General features: G+C 39.7%; 16 protein-coding genes and 2 pseudogenes. 8 read left to right on the forward strand and 10 right to left on the reverse strand.

The features are described from left to right. The 3 genes from pfkA to AAFX60_012720 form a co-directional block, all read right to left on the reverse strand. On the reverse strand, positions 1-963 hold the full coding sequence (gene pfkA, locus AAFX60_012710) for a 6-phosphofructokinase (protein XDF77486.1): 963 nt from the start codon (positions 961-963) through the stop codon (positions 1-3). 220 nt (positions 964-1,183) lie between these two features. After that, positions 1,184-2,089 carry a CDF family cation-efflux transporter FieF gene (gene fieF / locus AAFX60_012715; GenBank protein XDF77487.1) on the reverse strand — a complete coding sequence of 302 codons (906 nt, stop codon included), beginning with the start codon at positions 2,087-2,089 and terminating at the stop codon, positions 1,184-1,186. 158 nt (positions 2,090-2,247) lie between these two features. Next, positions 2,248-2,739: a CpxP family protein gene (locus AAFX60_012720; GenBank protein XDF77488.1), complete on the reverse strand. Its 492-nt coding sequence runs from the start codon at positions 2,737-2,739 to the stop codon at positions 2,248-2,250. A 204-nt stretch (positions 2,740-2,943) separates the two neighbouring features. Between AAFX60_012720 and AAFX60_012725 the strand changes: the two genes are divergently transcribed. From AAFX60_012725 to AAFX60_012735, 3 genes and pseudogenes are all read left to right on the forward strand, one after another. Continuing rightward, a complete protein-coding gene (locus AAFX60_012725) occupies positions 2,944-3,627 on the forward strand; it encodes a response regulator (GenBank protein ID XDF77489.1) in 684 nt (227 codons plus the stop codon). 3 nt (positions 3,628-3,630) lie between these two features. Then, positions 3,631-5,018 (forward strand): annotated as a pseudogene (cpxA, locus tag AAFX60_012730) (envelope stress sensor histidine kinase CpxA). Between the two features lie 121 nt (positions 5,019-5,139). After that, entirely contained in the window at positions 5,140-5,619 is a 480-nt protein-coding gene (locus AAFX60_012735) for a tRNA (cytidine(34)-2'-O)-methyltransferase (protein XDF77490.1), read from the forward strand. A 99-nt stretch (positions 5,620-5,718) separates the two neighbouring features. Here AAFX60_012735 and cysE read toward each other — a convergent pair whose 3' ends face one another. From cysE to AAFX60_012755, 4 genes and pseudogenes are all read right to left on the reverse strand, one after another. After that, entirely contained in the window at positions 5,719-6,540 is an 822-nt protein-coding gene (cysE, locus tag AAFX60_012740; GenBank protein XDF77491.1) for a serine O-acetyltransferase, read from the reverse strand. A gap of 18 nt (positions 6,541-6,558) precedes the next feature. Further along, positions 6,559-7,590: an NAD(P)H-dependent glycerol-3-phosphate dehydrogenase gene (gene gpsA / locus AAFX60_012745; protein ID XDF77492.1), complete on the reverse strand. Its 1,032-nt coding sequence runs from the start codon at positions 7,588-7,590 to the stop codon at positions 6,559-6,561. A gap of 150 nt (positions 7,591-7,740) precedes the next feature. Further along, the gene (gene secB, locus AAFX60_012750; GenBank protein XDF77493.1) at positions 7,741-8,211 is read right to left on the reverse strand and encodes a protein-export chaperone SecB; all 471 of its coding nucleotides are present in this window, start codon (positions 8,209-8,211) and stop codon (positions 7,741-7,743) included. Positions 8,212-8,340: 129 nt separating this feature from the next. Then, a pseudogene (locus AAFX60_012755) lies at positions 8,341-8,777 on the reverse strand (rhodanese-like domain-containing protein). Positions 8,778-8,999: 222 nt separating this feature from the next. Between AAFX60_012755 and AAFX60_012760 the strand changes: the two are divergent. After that, positions 9,000-10,145, forward strand: coding sequence for a peptidoglycan DD-metalloendopeptidase family protein (locus tag AAFX60_012760; GenBank protein XDF77494.1), 1,146 nt, complete (start codon positions 9,000-9,002; stop codon positions 10,143-10,145). 62 nt (positions 10,146-10,207) lie between these two features. On the opposite strand, the gene AAFX60_012765 is transcribed toward AAFX60_012760, so the two are convergent. Then, entirely contained in the window at positions 10,208-10,741 is a 534-nt protein-coding gene (locus AAFX60_012765; GenBank protein XDF77495.1) for an FxsA family protein, read from the reverse strand. Positions 10,742-11,173: 432 nt separating this feature from the next. Here AAFX60_012765 and aspA point away from each other — a divergent pair, with 432 nt between their 5' ends. Both aspA and AAFX60_012775 read left to right on the forward strand, forming a co-directional pair. Next, positions 11,174-12,625, forward strand: a complete 1,452-nt coding sequence (gene aspA / locus AAFX60_012770; protein XDF77496.1) for an aspartate ammonia-lyase — start codon at positions 11,174-11,176, stop codon at positions 12,623-12,625. A gap of 165 nt (positions 12,626-12,790) precedes the next feature. Next, on the forward strand, positions 12,791-14,092 hold the full coding sequence (locus AAFX60_012775) for an anaerobic C4-dicarboxylate transporter (protein XDF77497.1): 1,302 nt from the start codon (positions 12,791-12,793) through the stop codon (positions 14,090-14,092). Positions 14,093-14,155: 63 nt separating this feature from the next. On the opposite strand, the gene AAFX60_012780 is transcribed toward AAFX60_012775, so the two are convergent. Beyond that, entirely contained in the window at positions 14,156-14,581 is a 426-nt protein-coding gene (locus tag AAFX60_012780) for a universal stress protein (GenBank protein ID XDF77498.1), read from the reverse strand. 214 nt (positions 14,582-14,795) lie between these two features. On the opposite strand from AAFX60_012780, the gene AAFX60_012785 reads away from it, so the two are divergent. After that, a complete protein-coding gene (locus AAFX60_012785; GenBank protein XDF77499.1) occupies positions 14,796-16,643 on the forward strand; it encodes a protein-disulfide reductase DsbD in 1,848 nt (615 codons plus the stop codon). 108 nt (positions 16,644-16,751) lie between these two features. Further along, entirely contained in the window at positions 16,752-17,552 is an 801-nt protein-coding gene (nagB, locus tag AAFX60_012790; protein XDF77500.1) for a glucosamine-6-phosphate deaminase, read from the forward strand. Between the two features lie 110 nt (positions 17,553-17,662). Here the strand turns inward: nagB and arsJ are convergent, their stop codons facing one another. Continuing rightward, on the reverse strand, positions 17,663-18,868 hold the full coding sequence (gene arsJ, locus AAFX60_012795; GenBank protein ID XDF77501.1) for an organoarsenical effux MFS transporter ArsJ: 1,206 nt from the start codon (positions 18,866-18,868) through the stop codon (positions 17,663-17,665). Positions 18,869-18,913: the final 45 nt, after the last annotated feature.

Below are 18,913 nucleotides of genomic sequence, written 5' to 3' on the forward strand. Positions count from 1 at the left end.
TTAAAATAACTCTTCAGCTACTTTGTATAGCTCAAGTTTTTCTGGACGACGCATGTTTTCAATTGCATCGATGATATCGTGGTGAACAAGTTGTTCATTTTGAATACCAACACAACGGCCACCGTGACCATCAATCAGCAATTTAACACCGTAGTTACCCATACGAGAAGCTAGGATACGGTCGAATGCACCAGGTTGACCACCACGTTGAATGTGACCAAGAACCGTTGCACGAGTTTCACGACCCGTTTCAGCTTCGATTTCTTTTGCAAGTTGGTTAACATCAGTCATCAGCTCAGTGATCGCGATGATTGCGTGTTTTTTACCTTTCGCAATACCATCTTGGATATTTTGAATCAGAGCTTCTTTGTTTAAACCTGTTTCAGGAGTAATAACGTACTCACAACCACCAGCAATTGCAGACATAAGAGTTAAATCACCACAGTGACGACCCATAACTTCTACAATAGAAATACGTTGGTGAGAAGAAGACGTGTCACGTAGACGGTCAATTGCATCAATAACAGTGTTTAATGCTGTTAGGTAACCAATTGTGTAGTCAGTACCCGCGATATCATTATCAATTGTGCCAGGAAGACCGATACATGGGTAACCCATTTCAGTTAATTTCTTCGCACCCATGTAAGAACCGTCACCACCGATAACGATTAGCGCATCAATGTCGTGTTTCTTAAGGTTTTCGATCGCTTTTTCACGAACAGCTACTTCTTTAAACTCAGGAAAACGTGCTGAACCTAAGAATGTACCGCCGCGGTTGATCATATCAGATACGCTGTGACGCTCTAATTTTTCGATACGATCTTCAACAAGACCTAAGTAGCCATCATGAATACCAAATACTTCTAGGCCTTCCGTCAATGCTGTACGAACAACACCACGAACTGCCGCATTCATACCCGGCGCATCGCCACCACTTGTTAAAACACCAATCTTCTTGACCATGGTTACCCTCTAAATATGGTTGGGAATTTCAATTTCAATTTTGAACACAGCAAGCAAACTCCCTAATCTGCTCACCATTAATAATCTGTAATTTTTTTTCTTATGTAAGAGTATTACCAGTTTACTGAAAAAGTTCGTTGATTCACATCAGAATCAATCATGACAATTTTATTTTTCTGTTACCAAAAAACAAAAAACGCTAATAATACTACGCAAACACTTAACTAAACTGTTGTTGCTCTCTGTCTGAGTCTAGCACAACTGATAATGGGTCTTGATGAATTATAATATCAGAATGTGGGAACACAGATAAAAGCTCATCTTCTACGGCATCTGCAATCTTATGTGCTTGAACTAAAGGCATTTGATCTGGAAGCTCTAAATGTAGTTGAATAAATCGAGTTGGGCCAGCTAAACGAGTACGTAAATCATGAATCCCCTTCACTCCTTCAACTCGACAACACGCTTCTCTTATTTGATCTAACTCTTCTGCCGGTAATTGTCTATCAAGTAATAATTGAATCGCTTCATAAGCCATTTTAAAGGCACTTACTAATATATACACCCCAATCACTAAAGCAAAAATAGCATCGGCTTGATGCCAACCGTACCAGCTCAACGCCAGTGCCAACATAATAGCTGCATTCATAAATAAATCCGTTTTATAATGCAGAGAGTCCGCAGCAATCGCTTGGCTTCCTGTTTGCTTAACGACCCACTGTTGAACCAACACAAGGCCAAGGGTTAAAACAATAGCAAAACCACTGACATACACACCTAACTCAGGAGCAATCACATCTTGAGGACGGAAAAAACGCTCAACACCATTCAGTAACAAGAAACAAGCAGAGCCAGAGATAAACATAGCTTGAGCCAATGCGGCAAGAGATTCAGCCTTACCATGCCCAAATCGATGTTCTTCATCTGGTGGCTGAAGTGCATAACGCACAACCAATAAATTGGTAATAGAAGCGCCCATATCAAGCAATGAATCAACGAGTGAAGCCAGTAAACTCACCGAACCGGTTACCCACCAAGTTCCTAATTTAAATAACATTAAAACCGTAGCAACTATAGTTGCAAGCCATGCAGCCATTGTTACTAAAGAGGCGTATTTCTGAGTCATGTTTTTCCCATTGCTTAAAAATCAATCCCTAGTATAAAGATTTAATCTCAAAATCGTAATTCCATTTTTTAATATATTTACAACAATATTGGCATAAACAAAAAAACGAGCCCCTACTTTCATAAGGACTCGTTTCATTTTTATTCGACTAAAGCGAATTAATGTGCGCAATCAGCAATATATTTATCTTGGTTTGCTTTAAATTCTGCTTTTTGTTCAGGAGTTAAAATGTTCATCATTTCGTGACGTTTTTTCATCATTTCTACACGACGATCGATCTGACGTTGTGACATTTTTTCAGCTAAATCACGTACTGCTTGCTCATCAAAGTTATCCGCTAAGATTAAGTCCTGCATAGCTTGGTGATCGGCTTTCATTTCAGCAGTTGGTTGACGATGCTCACCTCTTTTCGCTTTATGTTCAGCTTTACGCTCCTCACGCATTTTTTCAAATTTTGCTTTCTGCTCATCGGTTAAATCAAGATCTTTAAATGCTTTTTTATTAGCTTTCATCATGCACTTACCACCATGCATCCCTTCACCTTTCATTCCACCATCATGATGACCACCACCAAAAGCAAATGCCGATGTTGACGCTAAAGAAAGAGGAAGAACAACTGCGCCTAAAACCATTTTTTTCATCATATTCATTGTATTATCTCCGTTGAAGAAATCTTATTGTATGGGTACACAACTCTGCGTTGTTTGGTATGAGATAAGAATAGCTCAGTCAACGTAAATGAGTGTATTTTGAGCGTAAAGCAACGTAAAGGTTATTTTGAAGGTTGGTATTCCTTCGTTTATTTGGCGATACTATCATTACCAAATGGTTGGTAAGAAAGCGAGTAGATAAGAATGGCAAAGATTTTATTAGTTGATGATGATATTGAACTGACAGCTCTGTTAAAAGATATCTTAAGTTTAGAAGGCTATAACGTAATAGAAGCTAATAATGGTATTGAAGGTTTAGCTGCAATAACCGATGATCTTGACCTTATTTTGCTTGATATCATGATGCCTAAAATGAATGGCATGGATATGCTCCGTAAATTACGAGAGACAAATGAAACGCCTGTTCTTATGCTCACAGCCAAAGGTGAAGAAATTGATCGTGTGATTGGTCTTGAGCTTGGTGCAGATGATTACTTACCAAAGCCATTTAGCGACAGAGAGTTACTAGCTCGAATTCGTGCCATCTTACGACGTACTCAAGGCAAAACAAAAGAGAGTAATAGCGGCAGTATCAAATACCAAGATATTGAACTCTTTGTTGGCAAACAAGAAGCTTATCGCAATGGTGAACTAATGGAGCTAACAGGAACTGAATTCGGTCTATTATCACAGTTCATCCAAAAGCCAGGCGAAATCATATCGAAAGAAGATCTCAGCTTAGAGGTACTAGGCAAACGTCTTGCACCGTTTGACCGTGCTATTGATATGCACGTGTCTAATTTACGCAAAAAATTACCGCCACTATCAGAAGGAAAACCTCGAATTAAAACATTACGAGGCCGCGGCTATTTGTTTGTAGAGGAGTAATCGGTGTTTAAGGTAAATACTCGCTTCCCCCTTTTATCCAGCTTATATGGCCGGATCTTTGCCATTTTTTGGTTAACCTTACTATTGGTACTTATTGGGGTTGTTATTGGCCCCAACTTTGACCCCCGTTCTCGTCACAATATTGCAGCTGAGCATCTAACTAAAATGACTCAAATTGCCGCTTACATTACAGGAAAGTACTCTGAGCGTGATAATTTGAAAAAAACATTGAAAGAGATCAGTCACCGAGCGCATAGACACGACGAAAATCTTGATCTATTTTTCACCACCCCAACGGTGAAATTTTAGATAAACCAAGAGAACTTCGAGGAAGAAAAAAAGCCTTACTTAACTTTTTAACGCTGTCTGATAATCCCGAATTACCACAACAAAAACTTTATGGAAGAACCATGATGGCTGGTCCTTTTGATATCGTGATTGCCCATGAAACCGTTTATATGTATGTGGGGCGATATTGGAAAAAGCCACCACCATTTATTCTTAGAATATTAGATAAACCAGGGCAATTACTCTTAGTTACCATGCTCGTTAGTACGCCCTTTTTACTTTGGCTTGCTTGGGCATTAAGTCAACCTGCAAGACGTTTACAAAAGGCAGCAGAGCGCGTTGCTAAAGGCCAATTTGAAAAAGATAAAGATCTTGAAAAAGGTCCAAGAGAGTTTAGAAAAACCGGACAAAGCTTTAATCAGATGGTTGGCTCATTAAATACCATGATTTCGGGTCAACAGCGTTTACTTTCAGATATTTCACATGAATTACGCTCCCCGCTAACCCGCTTAAGAATGGCGACTGCTCTTGCCACTCGTAAACAAGGGGAAAGTGCAGAATTATCTCGAATAGATATGGAAGCGGATCGTTTAGAACAAATGATATCTGAGTTATTGGAGCTTTCTCGCATTCAAGTTAATAGTCATCAAGAGCGAGAAAAAACCGATGCTTACTCATTATGGTTTGATATTTTAGAAGACGCCAAATTTGAAGCCGAGCATTTAAATAAAGTACTGACTTACTCTGATTTAAAAGAAACGCCTATCTTTGGTAATCCTAATTTATTAATGAGCGCCGTAGAAAACGTTATACGCAATGCAATCAAATACGGTAACGATGTCGTTACGGTAAACATCAATGACAACGGTAAAATTCTCACCATCATCGTTGATGATAATGGCGAAGGTGTCCCTGAAGATGAACTACAAGATATCTTTAAACCTTTCTACCGTGTCTCTACCGCTCGTGATCGAAGCAGTGGCGGAACTGGGCTTGGTTTAGCGATTACTGAAAGTGCCATTTATCAACACAATGGGACAATTATTGCGAGCCGAAGTCCATTAGGTGGATTACGAATGACAATAACACTGCCAATAGAATAAATTCTTCAAAAACGAACACTCATGGCTTATATCAAACAAAACGAATCTCGATATAAGTCATGTGTTATTTGGATGAGTTTAGATATACTGCTTTTAATTTCCGTTTATTCAAGAGTTCATTATGTTTGATATTGCGCTGTACGAACCTGAAATCGCCCCAAATACGGGCAACATTATCCGATTATCTGCTAACTGTGGTGCAAACCTACATTTGATTGAACCACTGGGTTTTGATTTAGAAGAAAAGAAATTACGTCGCGCAGGTTTAGACTACCACGATTTAGCACACGTAAAACGCCACAAAAACTACGCCGCATTTCTTGAATATTTAGCCAATGACAGTGATGTAGAGCACCGTATCTTTGCTTGTACAACTAAGACAACTGGTCACCACACAACACCAACCTATCAGAAAGGTGATGTGTTGTTATTTGGTCCTGAAACTCGTGGATTACCAGCTGATTTAATTGATGGTTTACCTATGGAACAGCGTATTCGCATTCCAATGATGCCAGACAGCCGTAGCTTAAACCTATCGAACTCTGTCGCCATCATAGTATTCGAAGCATGGCGCCAAATGGGATTCGAAGGCGGGTTATAATCCTCGACAATAAGAGACTTCAGATACAAAAATAGCCACTCTATAGTGGCTATTTTTATGCGTATTCTTGGATGATCTGTTCTGTAACTATAATAGGTGTTAAATCCCATCACCAGCAACAAACGTTTGAGATTTACCGTTAAACTGTTGGTCCATATCAAGAGAAGGCATTTCAGAGCTCGGACGCCCAACGATTTTTGCAGGAACACCCGCAACCGTCGTATGAGGAGGAACAGCCTGCAATACTACAGAACATGAACCAATCTTAGCGCCAACACCCACTTCAATGTTGCCTAAGATCTTCGCACCCGCACCGATCATAACGCCTTCACGGATCTTAGGATGACGATCACCACACTCTTTACCTGTACCACCAAGTGTCACGTCCTGCAAAATAGAAACGTCGTTTTCAACTACCGCAGTTTCACCAATAACGATACCTGTAGCATGGTCAAACATGATCCCTTTACCGATGGTAGCAGCAGGGTGAACATCCACCTGACAAGCAACAGAAATTTCATTTTGTAGGTACGTTGCTAATGCAACACGGCCCTGTTTCCATAGCCAGTTTGATACACGGTAGCCTTGCAATGCGTGGTAGCCTTTTAAATACAACAAAGGCATTGAGTACATAGAAACCGCAGGATCTCGAGTCACGGTTGCACAAATATCGCATGCCGCAGCATCAGTAATCGTTGGATCTGAAGCAAACGCCTCTTCAACAACCTCACGAACCGCCATCGCAGGCATTGAAGCCGTAGCCAATTTATTCGCTAAAATATAACTTAATGCTGCCGCTAAATTTTCATGTTTAATGATGGTTGCATGATAAAAGCTTGCAAGCATGGGTTCTTGTTCTGATTGCTCACGCGCTTCTCGAACAATACATTCCCATACTTTGTGTTTCTTACATTCATTCATCTTAATACCATCCTTGAATTACGATTCTGATTTTTTGTCTCGCGCTAATAAGTCCTGCGCAGCAACTCTTGCATCTTTTCCTTGATACAATACTTGATAAATTTGCTCAACTATAGGCATTTCAACACCCATACGATTTGCAAGCAGCCAAACTTCTTTGGTATTGCGATAACCTTCAACCACTTGGCCAATTTCTTCTTGAGCGCTATCTACATCACCACCTTGACCTAAAGCCAAACCAAAACGACGGTTACGAGACTGATTATCAGTACAAGTTAATACTAAGTCACCTAAACCTGCCATACCCATGAAGGTTTCAGCTTCAGCACCTAAAGCTACACCTAATCGAGTCATTTCAGCTAAACCACGAGTGATTAGTGCCGTACGAGCATTAGCGCCAAAACCAATACCATCAGACATACCCGCACCAATGGCGATGACGTTTTTCACCGCGCCACCTAATTGCATTCCCGTAAAGTCATTATTTGCATAAACACGGAATGTTTTAGAACAGTGGATTTTTTCTTGTAGGTCTTTAACAAACTCTTTATCAGGAGACGCTACAGCGATCGCCGTTGGCATACCAGAAGCAAGTTCTTTAGCAAAAGTAGGTCCAGAAAGCACAGCCAGTGAATGCGATTCACCTAACGCCTCAACTGCCACTTCTTTTAATAAACGACCTGTTTCAGGCTCAAGCCCTTTTGTCGCCCAGCAGATACGAGAGTCATCACGTAAAAATGGTTTTACATTACCAAGAACCAAACCAAACACATGACTTGGAACCACAACAAGTAAATCACGGCTCGCTTGAACTGATTTTTCAAGATCAGTCGACATGATTAATGATGGTGGGAAAGCAACACCAGGTAAAAACTCTTCATTTGCGCGATCGGCTTCAAGACGATTCATATGTGCTTCTTCATGGCCCCATAAAATCACTTTTGCGCCATTACGAGCAAGAGAAATAGCCAGAGACGTTCCGTATGAACCAGCACCAAGTACGGTCATTGAAATATCAGAGTAATCAGTTTGTGTTGTCATTGTGACCATCCAAAACAAGTATCAAGAGATACAGTTATATTAAAAGCAAAATGCACTTTCTACCAAAATACAGAAACTATAAAGCGTATAGAAACCATATTAGATAAAAAAGTGCATTTATTCTCTACAAATTAATCAATAGCACAAGGCTATTCATTATTATGCTTCAGAAGGCGCAGCTGCGTTTTCTTGAGCTTGGCTTTGTAGGTAGTTCATGAACAATGCGTCAAAGTTAACTGGCGCAAGGTTTAGTTGTGGGAAAGTACCTTTAACTACTAGGCTAGAGATAGTTTCACGAGCATATGGGAACAGAATGTTCGGGCAGAATGCACCTAGGCAATGAGCTAGTTGAGCTTCTTCCATTTGACCAGCTGTAAAGATACCGCCTTGTTGAACTTCACAAAGGAATGCAGTTTCTTCTTCGTTCTTAACCGTAACAGTCAGACGTAGAACCACTTCATAAACACCTTCACCTAGTTCACGGCTTTGAGTATCAAGATCCAGCTTAACATCTGGATTCCACTCTTTTTGGAACATAGTTGGTGAATTTGGCGCTTCAAAAGATACGTCTTTTAGGAAGATACGTTGAATTGCGAAGTTTTGTTGTTGCGCTTGTGCTGCTTCAGCCATGGGAAAAGTCCTTTATGTAATATGTATATGAATGCAGAATAACGATGTCACCTTACTCTGCATTCGTGATATCTAAAAAATGAGCCAGATATCACATCAAAATGAATCAATTGCTTAGGAAAGCGGCAATTATTTTTTGCCTTTAACTAACGGTAAGTTAGCTTCATTCCAAGAGATTAGGCCATTCTTAAGTAATTTAACTTGCTCAAAGCCAGCTTTATGCAAATCATTTGCTGCTGCTTGAGCTGTCTGACCTGTTTTACATACAACAATAATTGGGGTTGTTTTTGAGTTTTCAAGACCAGACAAGTTACCTGCTTTAATGTCACTTGGTAAAATGTGACGTGCATCCGTAATATGACCAGATTTAAACTCATCTTTAGAGCGAATATCTAAAACAATCGCATCTTCACGGTTCATTAGTGTTGTTGCTTGTGCTGGGTCAACTTCTTGGTAACCCGCTGTTTTTGTTTTACTACGTTTTGAATTAACGCGACAACAATACCAATCCACACAACAGCTAAAATCATGTTGTTGCTTACAAAATCAATGATCGAGGTTTCCATATTCTTTATCTCTGATGTATTAGATAACTCAATACCACTAATCGGATCGGTTACCATAGGCTCTAAATTTGAAGCGAAAGTATACCCTAGGGTTTGTTCTGAAACTAGCAAGGATAAAAAAACTCGCTAATCCAAAGAAAATGCTGTGATATTGGTTTTACAATTGAGACCAAAGTTAAACTCTATCTAGTCAGAACCCACTCGATCTGAAATAATGCAGCGATGAACATATCCCTTTTAAACAATTCTTTCTTTTGTCGTCGATTAGCTACGACAGCGTTAGTATGTCTGGCATTTTCTTCTCCAATCTTGGTTCACGCTAGTGATGCCGAATTAAAGGGAATGAAACAAGAAATATCTCGCCAAAATACCGTATTAAGCAAACAGAAAAAAGAACTCTCTAGCCTTCAAAACAGCCTTAAAAAGCATGAAGTTTCGATAGCAAACGCATCGAAAAAAATACGTAATGCTGAACAAGAGTTAACGACATTAAAAAGCTCTATTAGCAACCTTAAGCAGCAACAATCTGAATTAACACAACAACAGATTGGACAGACTGAGATATTAAAAGACCTATTAGTAAACTATTACTTAACCAGTCGAAATAACCAGTTATCAAATGTGCTTAGCGGTGATGATGTGACCAAAATGGATCGTATGACTCAATACGCTCAACGTATATCAGAAGCTCGTGTTGGTGCCATCTCTCAATTAGAGTTCACCAATATGCAGCTTGAAGAAAAAGAAGCTGATTTACTTGAAAAACAACAACGTCAAAGTGAACTTCTCGCTCAATACAAAAAAGAGAAAGTAACACTTCAAACATCACAAAATAAACGTAAAAAGACCGTTTCAAGTATCAGAAAACGCATTACAAACGAAAGCAGCTATTTAAATGAATTGCAGCAAAATGAAAAACGTTTAAAAACAGCGATAGCTAAAGCAAAAGCGAAGAATAATGTACCAATGGACGGCATTGGCCGACAAAAAGGCCGTCTACCTTGGCCAATAAGCAACCCAAAAACATTACACAGCTTTGGTACCAAACAAACAGGTCAATTAACTTGGAAAGGTATGGTACTCGCTGGTGATTACGGAACGCCTGTAAAAGCAGTCTATTCAGGTAAAGTTGTTTTTGCCGATTGGCTACGTGGTTATGGCTTGATGGTATTAATCGATCACGGTAAAGGTGATATGACGCTTTACGGCTACAACCAAAGCCTAATGAAGAAAGAAGGCGATAAAGTACGAGCAGGAGAAACCATTGCGGTTGTGGGTGACAGTGGCGGTCAAGACAGACCTTCACTTTACTTTGAGATCCGTCGTAACAGTAAAGCACAAAACCCACGTTCTTGGTTAAGACGCTAACAATGAAATACTAAAAAGCCGCATAATGCGGCTTTTTTATTTAATTCGATAAATTAAGAGGACTATTTTAAGGTCTTATTCGGATCATCTTCTTTACGTTGGAACTCACCCTCAAATACATCCCCTTGTTGATCATCCTGGCGTGAATGGTCAAATGGATTACCTTGATTAAACGGGCCATTTTGATCAAAGCCACCACCAAATCCGGCATGAAAACCTCCTTGAGACGACCCCATATTATTCACTTTCACTCGACTCATTAGCTGTTTAGCTAAGTAAGCTCTTGGAGCAGGTAATAGTACCAACATACCTAAAGTATCTGTCATAAAACCAGGAGTAAGCAGTAATACACCAGCAACCGCTAACATAACCCCTTCAACAATTTGCTGTGCAGGCAATTCACCTTGCTGCAACTTAGATTGCACAGACATTAGGGTTTGAATCCCCTGACTACGCACTAATGATGCCCCAACAAAAGCAGTAATAAGAACTAATGCAATAGTTGGCCACATTCCTAACATTCCTCCGACTTGCACAAACAGGGCAATCTCAATGATAGGTACAAATATAAACATCACTAATAAAATAGGAAACACGGTTCACCTCTAACGGATTTAAGACTATTTGAACGCTTTATTTAATTCACTTAGTGTAGCAGGCAAATACTTCAAACGTTTTTTTCTCTCTCTAATTTGTTAAATGAGGCACACAGGCCACTTTTTCAACAAAAAAGACTGTAAAAGAGTGTAAACAGCAATCAAAGTTATTAACTCAAGCTGCAAGTTATATAACTTATAAAGTCAACTTATTAACAACTGGTGAGAGCGTTATCGCAATTTGATACAATTTGCAAAAACGAGACTTAAAAAGTGATCAAGTTAACATTTTTACCACTAAAGAGGTGTATGATTACTTCAAAACAAGGCATCAGGTACGATATTGATCAACTCTGACGAACGGACTCTACTCGCAGATATGATCACTTGGAAAGAATCCAATAATTAAATATAGAACCTTAAAGGCTTACTATGACTCAGATGCTTGATTTAGATACAAAGAATACTGCAGCAACTCGTATTGAAGAAGATTTGCTAGGTGAACGTCACGTTCCTGCTGAAGCTTACTACGGTATTCATACCCTTCGTGCTATCGAAAACTTCAATATTTCTAACGTAACAATTTCTGATGTTCCAGAATTTGTACGCGGCATGATCTACACTAAAAAAGCGGCGGCACTAGCGAACAAAGAATTGGGCGCTATTCCTTCACAAGTTGGTGAATACATCATTAAAGCATGTGACCTTATCCTAGAAACAGGTAAGTGCATGGATCAATTCCCATCTGACGTTTTCCAAGGTGGTGCTGGTACTTCTGTAAACATGAACGCTAACGAAGTTATCGCTAACGTTGCTCTTGAATTAATGGGCAAAGAAAAAGGCGAATACGACATCGTTAACCCTAACGACCATGTAAACAAATCTCAATCAACTAACTGTGCATACCCTACAGGTTTCCGTATTGCGGTATACAACAGCATGATGAAACTGATCGAAGCGATTGAATACCTAAAAGGTGCATTCGATCTTAAAGATCAAGAATTCCGTAACATCCTGAAAATGGGTCGTACTCAACTTCAAGATGCGGTTCCAATGACTGTTGGTCAAGAATTCCACGCTTGGGGTGTATTACTTCAAGAAGAAGTGAAAAACCTTCACTACACAGCACAACTTCTATTAGAAGTGAACATTGGTGCAACAGCAATCGGTACTGGCTTAAACGCTGCGACTGGTTACCAAGAAGCAGCAGTTAAACACCTATCTGAAGTAACAGGTCTACCATGTGTTGCAGCTGAAGACTTAATCGAAGCTACATCTGACTGTGGTGCTTACGTAATGATCCACGGTGCGCTAAAACGTACTGCGGTTAAGATGTCTAAGATCTGTAATGACTTACGTCTTCTTTCTTCTGGTCCTCGTGCTGGTCTAAATGAATTGAACCTTCCAGAGCTTCAAGCTGGTTCTTCAATCATGCCTGCAAAAGTTAACCCAGTAATCCCAGAAGTAGTTAACCAAGTGTGCTTCAAAGTAATCGGTAACGATACTACTGTTACTTTCGCTGCTGAAGCGGGTCAATTACAACTAAACGTAATGGAACCTGTTATTGGTCAAGCTCTGTTTGAATCAATCGACATCCTACGTAATGCATGTGTGAACCTACGCGATAAGTGTATTGATGGCATCACTGTAAACAAAGAAGTATGTGAAGCTCACGTATTTAACTCTATCGGTATCGTAACTTACCTAAACCCATTCATTGGCCACCACGAAGGTGACATTGTTGGTAAAATCTGTGCTGAAACAGGTAAGAGTGTTCGTGAAGTAGTTCTAGAACGCGGTCTACTGACTGAAGAACAACTGGACGACATCTTCTCTGTTGAGAACCTGATGCACCCAGAATACAAAGCAAAACGTTACGATTAATTCTTAACGTTCAATAGCGAGCTCTCAGGGGCTCGCTTTTTTTATTTGTAATTTCTTATTTATAAAATACTCAAAGTAATTATTCATATTTTTTCCCAATTACTATATATAGCTACTCAGTTAAAATATGAATAATTATTTAATATTAAAAAAGTGGAGTTTCATATGATTGCTGTACAACTTTTCGTAGTACTGCTGTTCATCTATTTAGGTGCGCGCATTGGGGGTATTGGTATTGGTTTTGCGGGCGGCGCAGGTGTGCTAGTTCTAACCATGATTTTAGGTCTAGACGCTGGTTCTATCCCAATCGATGTTATCCTAATTATCATGTCAGTTATTACTGCTATTGCAGCGATGCAAGTTGCTGGTGGTATGGATTGGCTAGTTGACCTAGCAGAAAAATTCTTACGTAAAAATCCAAAGCGCATTACTTTCTATGCACCTATCGTAACGTATTTCATGACAATGCTAGCTGGTACTGGCCACACGGCTTTCTCTACGCTTCCAGTTATTGCTGAAGTTGCAAAAGAACAAGGTGTTCGTCCATCTCGCCCACTTTCTATCGCCGTTGTTGCATCTCAAATTGCAATCACAGCGTCTCCTATTTCAGCGGCGGTTGTTTTCTTCTCAGGTATCCTTGAGCCTCTAGGTGTAGATTACCTAACGCTATTAGCTGTATGTATTCCTTCAACATTCCTAGCATGTATGGTTGGTGCTTTTGTTGCTAACTTCCTAGGTTGTGAGCTAAAAGATGATGTTGTTTATCAAGATCGCCTTCAAAAAGGTCTAATTAAGATGAATGGCACAGGTAAGCGTGAAATCTTACCAACGGCAAAAGCATCTGTTTACATCTTCTGTGCGGCAATCATTGCTGTTGTGGCTTACGCTACAATGATCAGTGGTAGTGTGGGCCTAATTGAGCACCCAACAATCGGTCGTAACGAAGCTATCATGGCTCTAATGCTAACAGCTGCTGCAGCAATTGTTACTTTCACTAAAATTGATGCGTCTAAAATTGCTAACGCAGCAACATTTAAATCAGGTATGAGTGCTTGTGTATGTGTGCTTGGTGTTGCTTGGTTAGGTGATACATTTGTATCTTCTCACATTGGTGAAATCAAAGAATTCTCTGCACACATTCTTGAACAATACCCTTGGATGCTAGCTGTTGTTTTATTCTTTGCTTCAATGCTTCTGTACTCTCAAGGTGCAACAACAACAGCTCTAATGCCTGCAGCTCTTGCTATCGGTGTTGCACCAATCACAGCTGTTGCTTCTTTTGCTGCGGTAAGTGCACTGTTCGTTCTTCCAACTTACCCAACACTACTTGCAGCGGTTGAGATGGATGACACTGGTTCAACTCGTATCGGTAACCTAGTATTTAACCACCCATTCTTTATCCCTGGTGTGGCAACTATCGCAACATCTGTTGCTCTAGGTTTTGCATTCGGTGGTATTATTCTTTAATAGGTGAATTGCAATAATATCTCTCAAAATGGCAGCTGATTAAGCTGCCATTTTTTTATGTCTTTATGAAGGGATTGGAACCACCAAAATATCGACAGGTGAATGGTTTATCAATGGTCGAGAATAAGAAATAATCTTACTCAGGAAGTCATGGTGATGACCACAAATAATAAGGTCGACGTCTGTATCTGTAACAGCAAGACTCACCTTATTACTCAAATCGCCAGTACCTACCCAAAAATGTTCAACTGGAAATATCGTATATTGTTGAAATTCAGTAAGCCACTTATTTGAAGGTTCATTTAATGGCTTTAATTCAGGTTCAGCCTGAATATCAATTAACTCTGGATAAATTTCTCCATGAGTCCCATCAATATGAATAAACGATACTTTTGCCCCCACAAGTTCGGCTAATGAACCTGCTCTATCAATCAATAAATGGCTTTCTTTTGAAAGATCCAGAGCAACTAGAATATGTTTGTATTTCATCACCACACCCTCTTTGAATTGTCATCCAAACAAGCATAGTTTTAGTATGAGAAAAATAGTGTCGTAGGGATCCCGAAACCGCAACAAATGACAATTTATTCTCATAATAAGCAAGAAGAGATAGATATAAAATCGTGCGAATTGATACTATACTTGTCGAACTCTTGACCGTTTCTATAGTCATATCCGTACCTATATTTATAAAGATTTTCACATGACGCATTTATATCGCTTTCGAACAGCCCTTTTATCTCTCTTTCTTTTGTTCACAACCTTGGTTCCTAACGCCAATGCTGCGTTTGATTTAACCAAACTTCAAGGAAGCCAAGATTCATCTTTTGTGACAGTAAATGAGGCTTTTCCTTTCAATTTTATGCAACAAGGCGATCGTGTTTATTTAGATTGGCAAGTAAAACCTGACTATTACCTATACCAACAACGCATCTCTGTAAAAGCCAATGGCGCTGAAATTGCTGATCTCGTAATGGAAGATGGAACCCCTCATAATGATGAGTTTTTTGGTGATGTGAATATTTACACTGAGCCATTAACTATTACTGTTCCACTGGTTTCAGTCAGTGATAACGCAGAATTAATTGTTCGATACCAAGGTTGTGCAAAAGCTGGATTTTGCTATCCACCTGAAATTCGTAAAATTCCACTATCTGCACTAAGCGCTCCAAGTAGCTATCAAAATGAAGTAGCAAAAACAGATGTGGTTGCCAAAAGTGAAAATGCACCGGTTGGAATAAAAACATCAGTTCAGCCAGCACCTGAAACACCAAAAACGCAAACTCAACAACAAGAGTTAGCGACCAATTTAGGTGATGCTTGGTGGACACCTTTCTTATTTCTAGCATTAGGTATCGGTCTTGCGTTTACACCTTGCGTACTGCCTATGTACCCTATCTTAACGGGGATTGTTTTAGGTGGCGGTAAATTATCTCATGGTAAGGCATTTAAACTCTCTTTTGTTTACGTTCAAGGCATGGCATTAACCTATACCCTACTTGGATTAGTGGTTGCTTCAGCTGGTCTTCAGTTCCAAGCGGCATTACAACACCCTTATGTACTTATTGGATTAAGCATTCTATTTGTATTACTTGCTCTTTCTATGTTTGGTGCTTACACCATTCAACTACCAAGTAGCATACAAACTAAATTAAATGACATCAGTAATCAGCAGCAAGGTGGTAACTTAGGTGGTGTATTTGCCATGGGAGCTATCTCAGGCTTAGTTTGTTCACCATGTACAACGGCACCACTCTCTGGCGCCCTACTTTATGTGGCAAAAAGTGGAGACTTACTAACAGGGGCTATTGCTCTTTATGCTCTGGCTATTGGTATGGGTATTCCACTGATCTTGGCGGCGGTATTTGGCAATAAATTACTACCAAAAGCCGGTGTTTGGATGACGCATGTAAAAACACTATTTGGTTTTATTTTACTTGCCGTTCCTGTGTTTTTATTAGAGCGAATTCTTCCACATGACATCACCCCATTTGTTTGGTCTGCGTTAGGTATTGCTGCATTTGGTTGGTTATATCATGTTAAAGCAACCATGCCTCAGTCATGGAAGACCAGTATTGTTGGCATTGTGGCCATTTTAGGTATTGTTGGTTCAGCTATTCCGGTAATTGATGCGATTTCTGGAAAAAGCAATACAGAGATAACAACAAAAACTCAAACTGTGACCTTTAAAAAAATCACTAATATTAATGAGTTAAACCAAGAACTAGAAATAGCCAAAGCACAAGGAAAACCAGTCATGCTCGACTTTTATGCTGATTGGTGTGTTGCGTGTAAAGAATTTGAAAAGTACACCTTCCATAATGAGAAAGTTGAGCCTGTATTATCTGAGTTTGTTTTATTACAAGCAGACGTAACAAAGAACAGTCCAACGGATATTGAGCTATTACAGCAGCTAAAAGTTCTTGGGCTACCAACTATCGATTTTTGGAATGCCAACGGAGAATATTTATCTGATTCCCGTTTAACTGGTTTTATGAAAGCCGATCCATTTATGGATCATTTAAGTACAAACGTGATCAATGTTAAATAATAATGTTTCTTTATTGAGCAAAATCATTGGTGATACGTGATAACTTATTTTATAATGCGAATTAATGATTTTTGATTCTACGACTTACGTTTTTTTTGAGGTATACAAATGAGATTAATCCCGCTAAACCGCGCTGAACAAGTTGGTGCATGGTCTGCACAACACATTGTTAACCGTATCAATGCATTCAACCCAACCGCTGATCGTCCATTTGTTCTAGGTCTACCTACTGGCGGTACACCTCTTAATACTTACAAAAAGCTAATCGAACTACATAAAGCTGGCGAAGTAAGCTTCAAAAACGTAGTAACGTTCAACATGGATGAGTATGTTGGTCTTCCAGCGGATCACCCTGAGTCTTACCGCACATTCATGCACGAAAACTTCTTCAACCACATTGATATTCAACCTGAAAATATCAACCTACTAAATGGTAATGCAGAAGATCACGAAGCGGAATGTCAACGTTACGAAGACAAAATCAAGTCTTACGGCCGCATTAACCTATTCATGGGTGGCGTGGGTAACGACGGTCACATCGCTTTCAATGAACCAGCATCATCTCTATCTTCTCGCACACGTATTAAAACGTTAACTGAAGATACTCGTATTGCTAACTCTCGCTTCTTCGGTGGCGACATGAACCTTGTTCCTGAGTACTCACTAACAATCGGTGTTGGTACTCTACTTGATTCAGAAGAGATCATGATCCTAATCACAGGCCACAACAAAGGTCTTGCTCTGCAAGCTGCTGTTGAAGGTTCTGTAAACCACCTATGGACTGTATCTGCACTTCAACTTCACCCTAAATCAGTAATCGTGTGTGATGAGCCATCAACACAAGAACTGAAAGTGAAAACAGTTAAATACTTCCAACAGCTTGAAGCTAAAAACATGGAAGGTTTTTAATTTACTGCATTAATTTCGCAATAAATTAAACAAAAAACCACCGTTTATCGGTGGTTTTTTTTGTAATAAAAAAAAGCTAAATATACACAGGTATCGGCATCCTATTCATATTAGTTTGATTTTGGTAGCTTAATAGATATCAATGCTGCGAGTAATAGGAACCCAAACGACACCCATAAACACGCAGCAAAACCTGCCACTTGAAAAACCCAACCAGATAGAATAGTACCCACTAAACGTCCCATGGCATTAGCCATATAATAGAAGCCTACATCCATAGACACGCCATCACCCTTGGCATAGCTCACAATCAGATAAGAGTGAAGTGAAGAGTTTACGGCAAAGATACCACCGAAAATCAACAAACCAATTACGATAACATATTCAGGTTGCCACTCAATTTGAACACTATAAGCAATAATTCCTGTCACTAAGGCTAATAAACTCACCCACCACATTGCAGCTCGGCCGTCAGGAACTTTCCCTTCCGCTTTACCTGTGATTTTAGGAGCAAAGCCTTGTACAAAACCATACGCAATTACCCATAACGCTAAAAAACCACCAACCAATGAATGATCCCAGTTAAACACGCTACCAAGGTAAATAGGTAAAGCGACAACGAACCATACATCTCTAGCACCAAATAAGAATAGACGAGCAGCCGAAAGCGTATTGATTTGTTCTGACTTTGAAAACAATTGAGTAAATTTAGGCTTTGATTTTGCTTTTCCCATATCACCATCAAGCAAAAGTACACTACCAACAAAGACCACAAATAGCACACTCGCCATTGCGATAACCGCAAATTGGAACCCAATCGTCGTTAACAATAATCCACCGAGGAAGAAGCCCGCACCTTTAAGTGCATTTTTTGACCCCGTAAGTATAGCTACCCACTTATACAAAGCTCCTTCTTGCTCGCTCGGTACCAAGGTTTTTATTGCGCTTTTGGCACTCATTTTATTCAGATCTTTAGCGATACCCGAGAATGCTTGAGCGGCCATCACCCAAGGAATGGTGAGCCAACTACTTGGCAGGGCAAGCATCAATAACGCACCAACCTGCATTAATAAACCAATATTCATGGTTTTATTTAATCCAAGCCTTGCGCCAAGCCACCCACCAATTAAGTTCGTCACCACACCAAAAAATTCATAGAAAAGAAACAGTGATGCGATGGCTAATGTGGTGTAACCCAAATCATGAAAATAGAGCACCACCAACATACGCAATGCGCCATCAGTGATGGTGAAATTCCAATAATTAAATGTCACAAGCATGTATTGACGTACGCTGTGACTTAATTGAGAAAACATAAAAATCACCTGTTTAAATAAAAAGATCTCAGAAGCACATCGCTT

This window comes from Aliivibrio fischeri (assembly GCA_038993745.2).
Classification (GTDB): Bacteria; Pseudomonadota; Gammaproteobacteria; order Enterobacterales; family Vibrionaceae; genus Aliivibrio; species Aliivibrio fischeri_B.

Bases quoted from the DNA above. Each gene is read 5' to 3' on its own strand.
- pfkA (XDF77486.1), bottom strand. From the start codon at position 963: ATGGTCAAGAAGATTGGTGTTTTAACAAGTGGTGGCGATGCGCCGGGT.
- fieF (XDF77487.1), bottom strand. From the start codon at position 2,089: ATGACTCAGAAATACGCCTCTTTAGTAACAATGGCTGCATGGCTTGCA.
- AAFX60_012720 (XDF77488.1), bottom strand. From the start codon at position 2,739: ATGAATATGATGAAAAAAATGGTTTTAGGCGCAGTTGTTCTTCCTCTT.
- AAFX60_012725 (XDF77489.1), top strand. From the start codon at position 2,944: ATGGCAAAGATTTTATTAGTTGATGATGATATTGAACTGACAGCTCTG.
- AAFX60_012735 (XDF77490.1), top strand. From the start codon at position 5,140: ATGTTTGATATTGCGCTGTACGAACCTGAAATCGCCCCAAATACGGGC.
- cysE (XDF77491.1), bottom strand. From the start codon at position 6,540: ATGAATGAATGTAAGAAACACAAAGTATGGGAATGTATTGTTCGAGAA.
- gpsA (XDF77492.1), bottom strand. From the start codon at position 7,590: ATGGTCACAATGACAACACAAACTGATTACTCTGATATTTCAATGACC.
- secB (XDF77493.1), bottom strand. From the start codon at position 8,211: ATGGCTGAAGCAGCACAAGCGCAACAACAAAACTTCGCAATTCAACGT.
- AAFX60_012760 (XDF77494.1), top strand. From the start codon at position 9,000: ATGAACATATCCCTTTTAAACAATTCTTTCTTTTGTCGTCGATTAGCT.
- aspA (XDF77496.1), top strand. From the start codon at position 11,174: ATGACTCAGATGCTTGATTTAGATACAAAGAATACTGCAGCAACTCGT.
- AAFX60_012775 (XDF77497.1), top strand. From the start codon at position 12,791: ATGATTGCTGTACAACTTTTCGTAGTACTGCTGTTCATCTATTTAGGT.
- AAFX60_012780 (XDF77498.1), bottom strand. From the start codon at position 14,581: ATGAAATACAAACATATTCTAGTTGCTCTGGATCTTTCAAAAGAAAGC.
- AAFX60_012785 (XDF77499.1), top strand. From the start codon at position 14,796: ATGACGCATTTATATCGCTTTCGAACAGCCCTTTTATCTCTCTTTCTT.
- nagB (XDF77500.1), top strand. From the start codon at position 16,752: ATGAGATTAATCCCGCTAAACCGCGCTGAACAAGTTGGTGCATGGTCT.
- arsJ (XDF77501.1), bottom strand. From the start codon at position 18,868: ATGTTTTCTCAATTAAGTCACAGCGTACGTCAATACATGCTTGTGACA.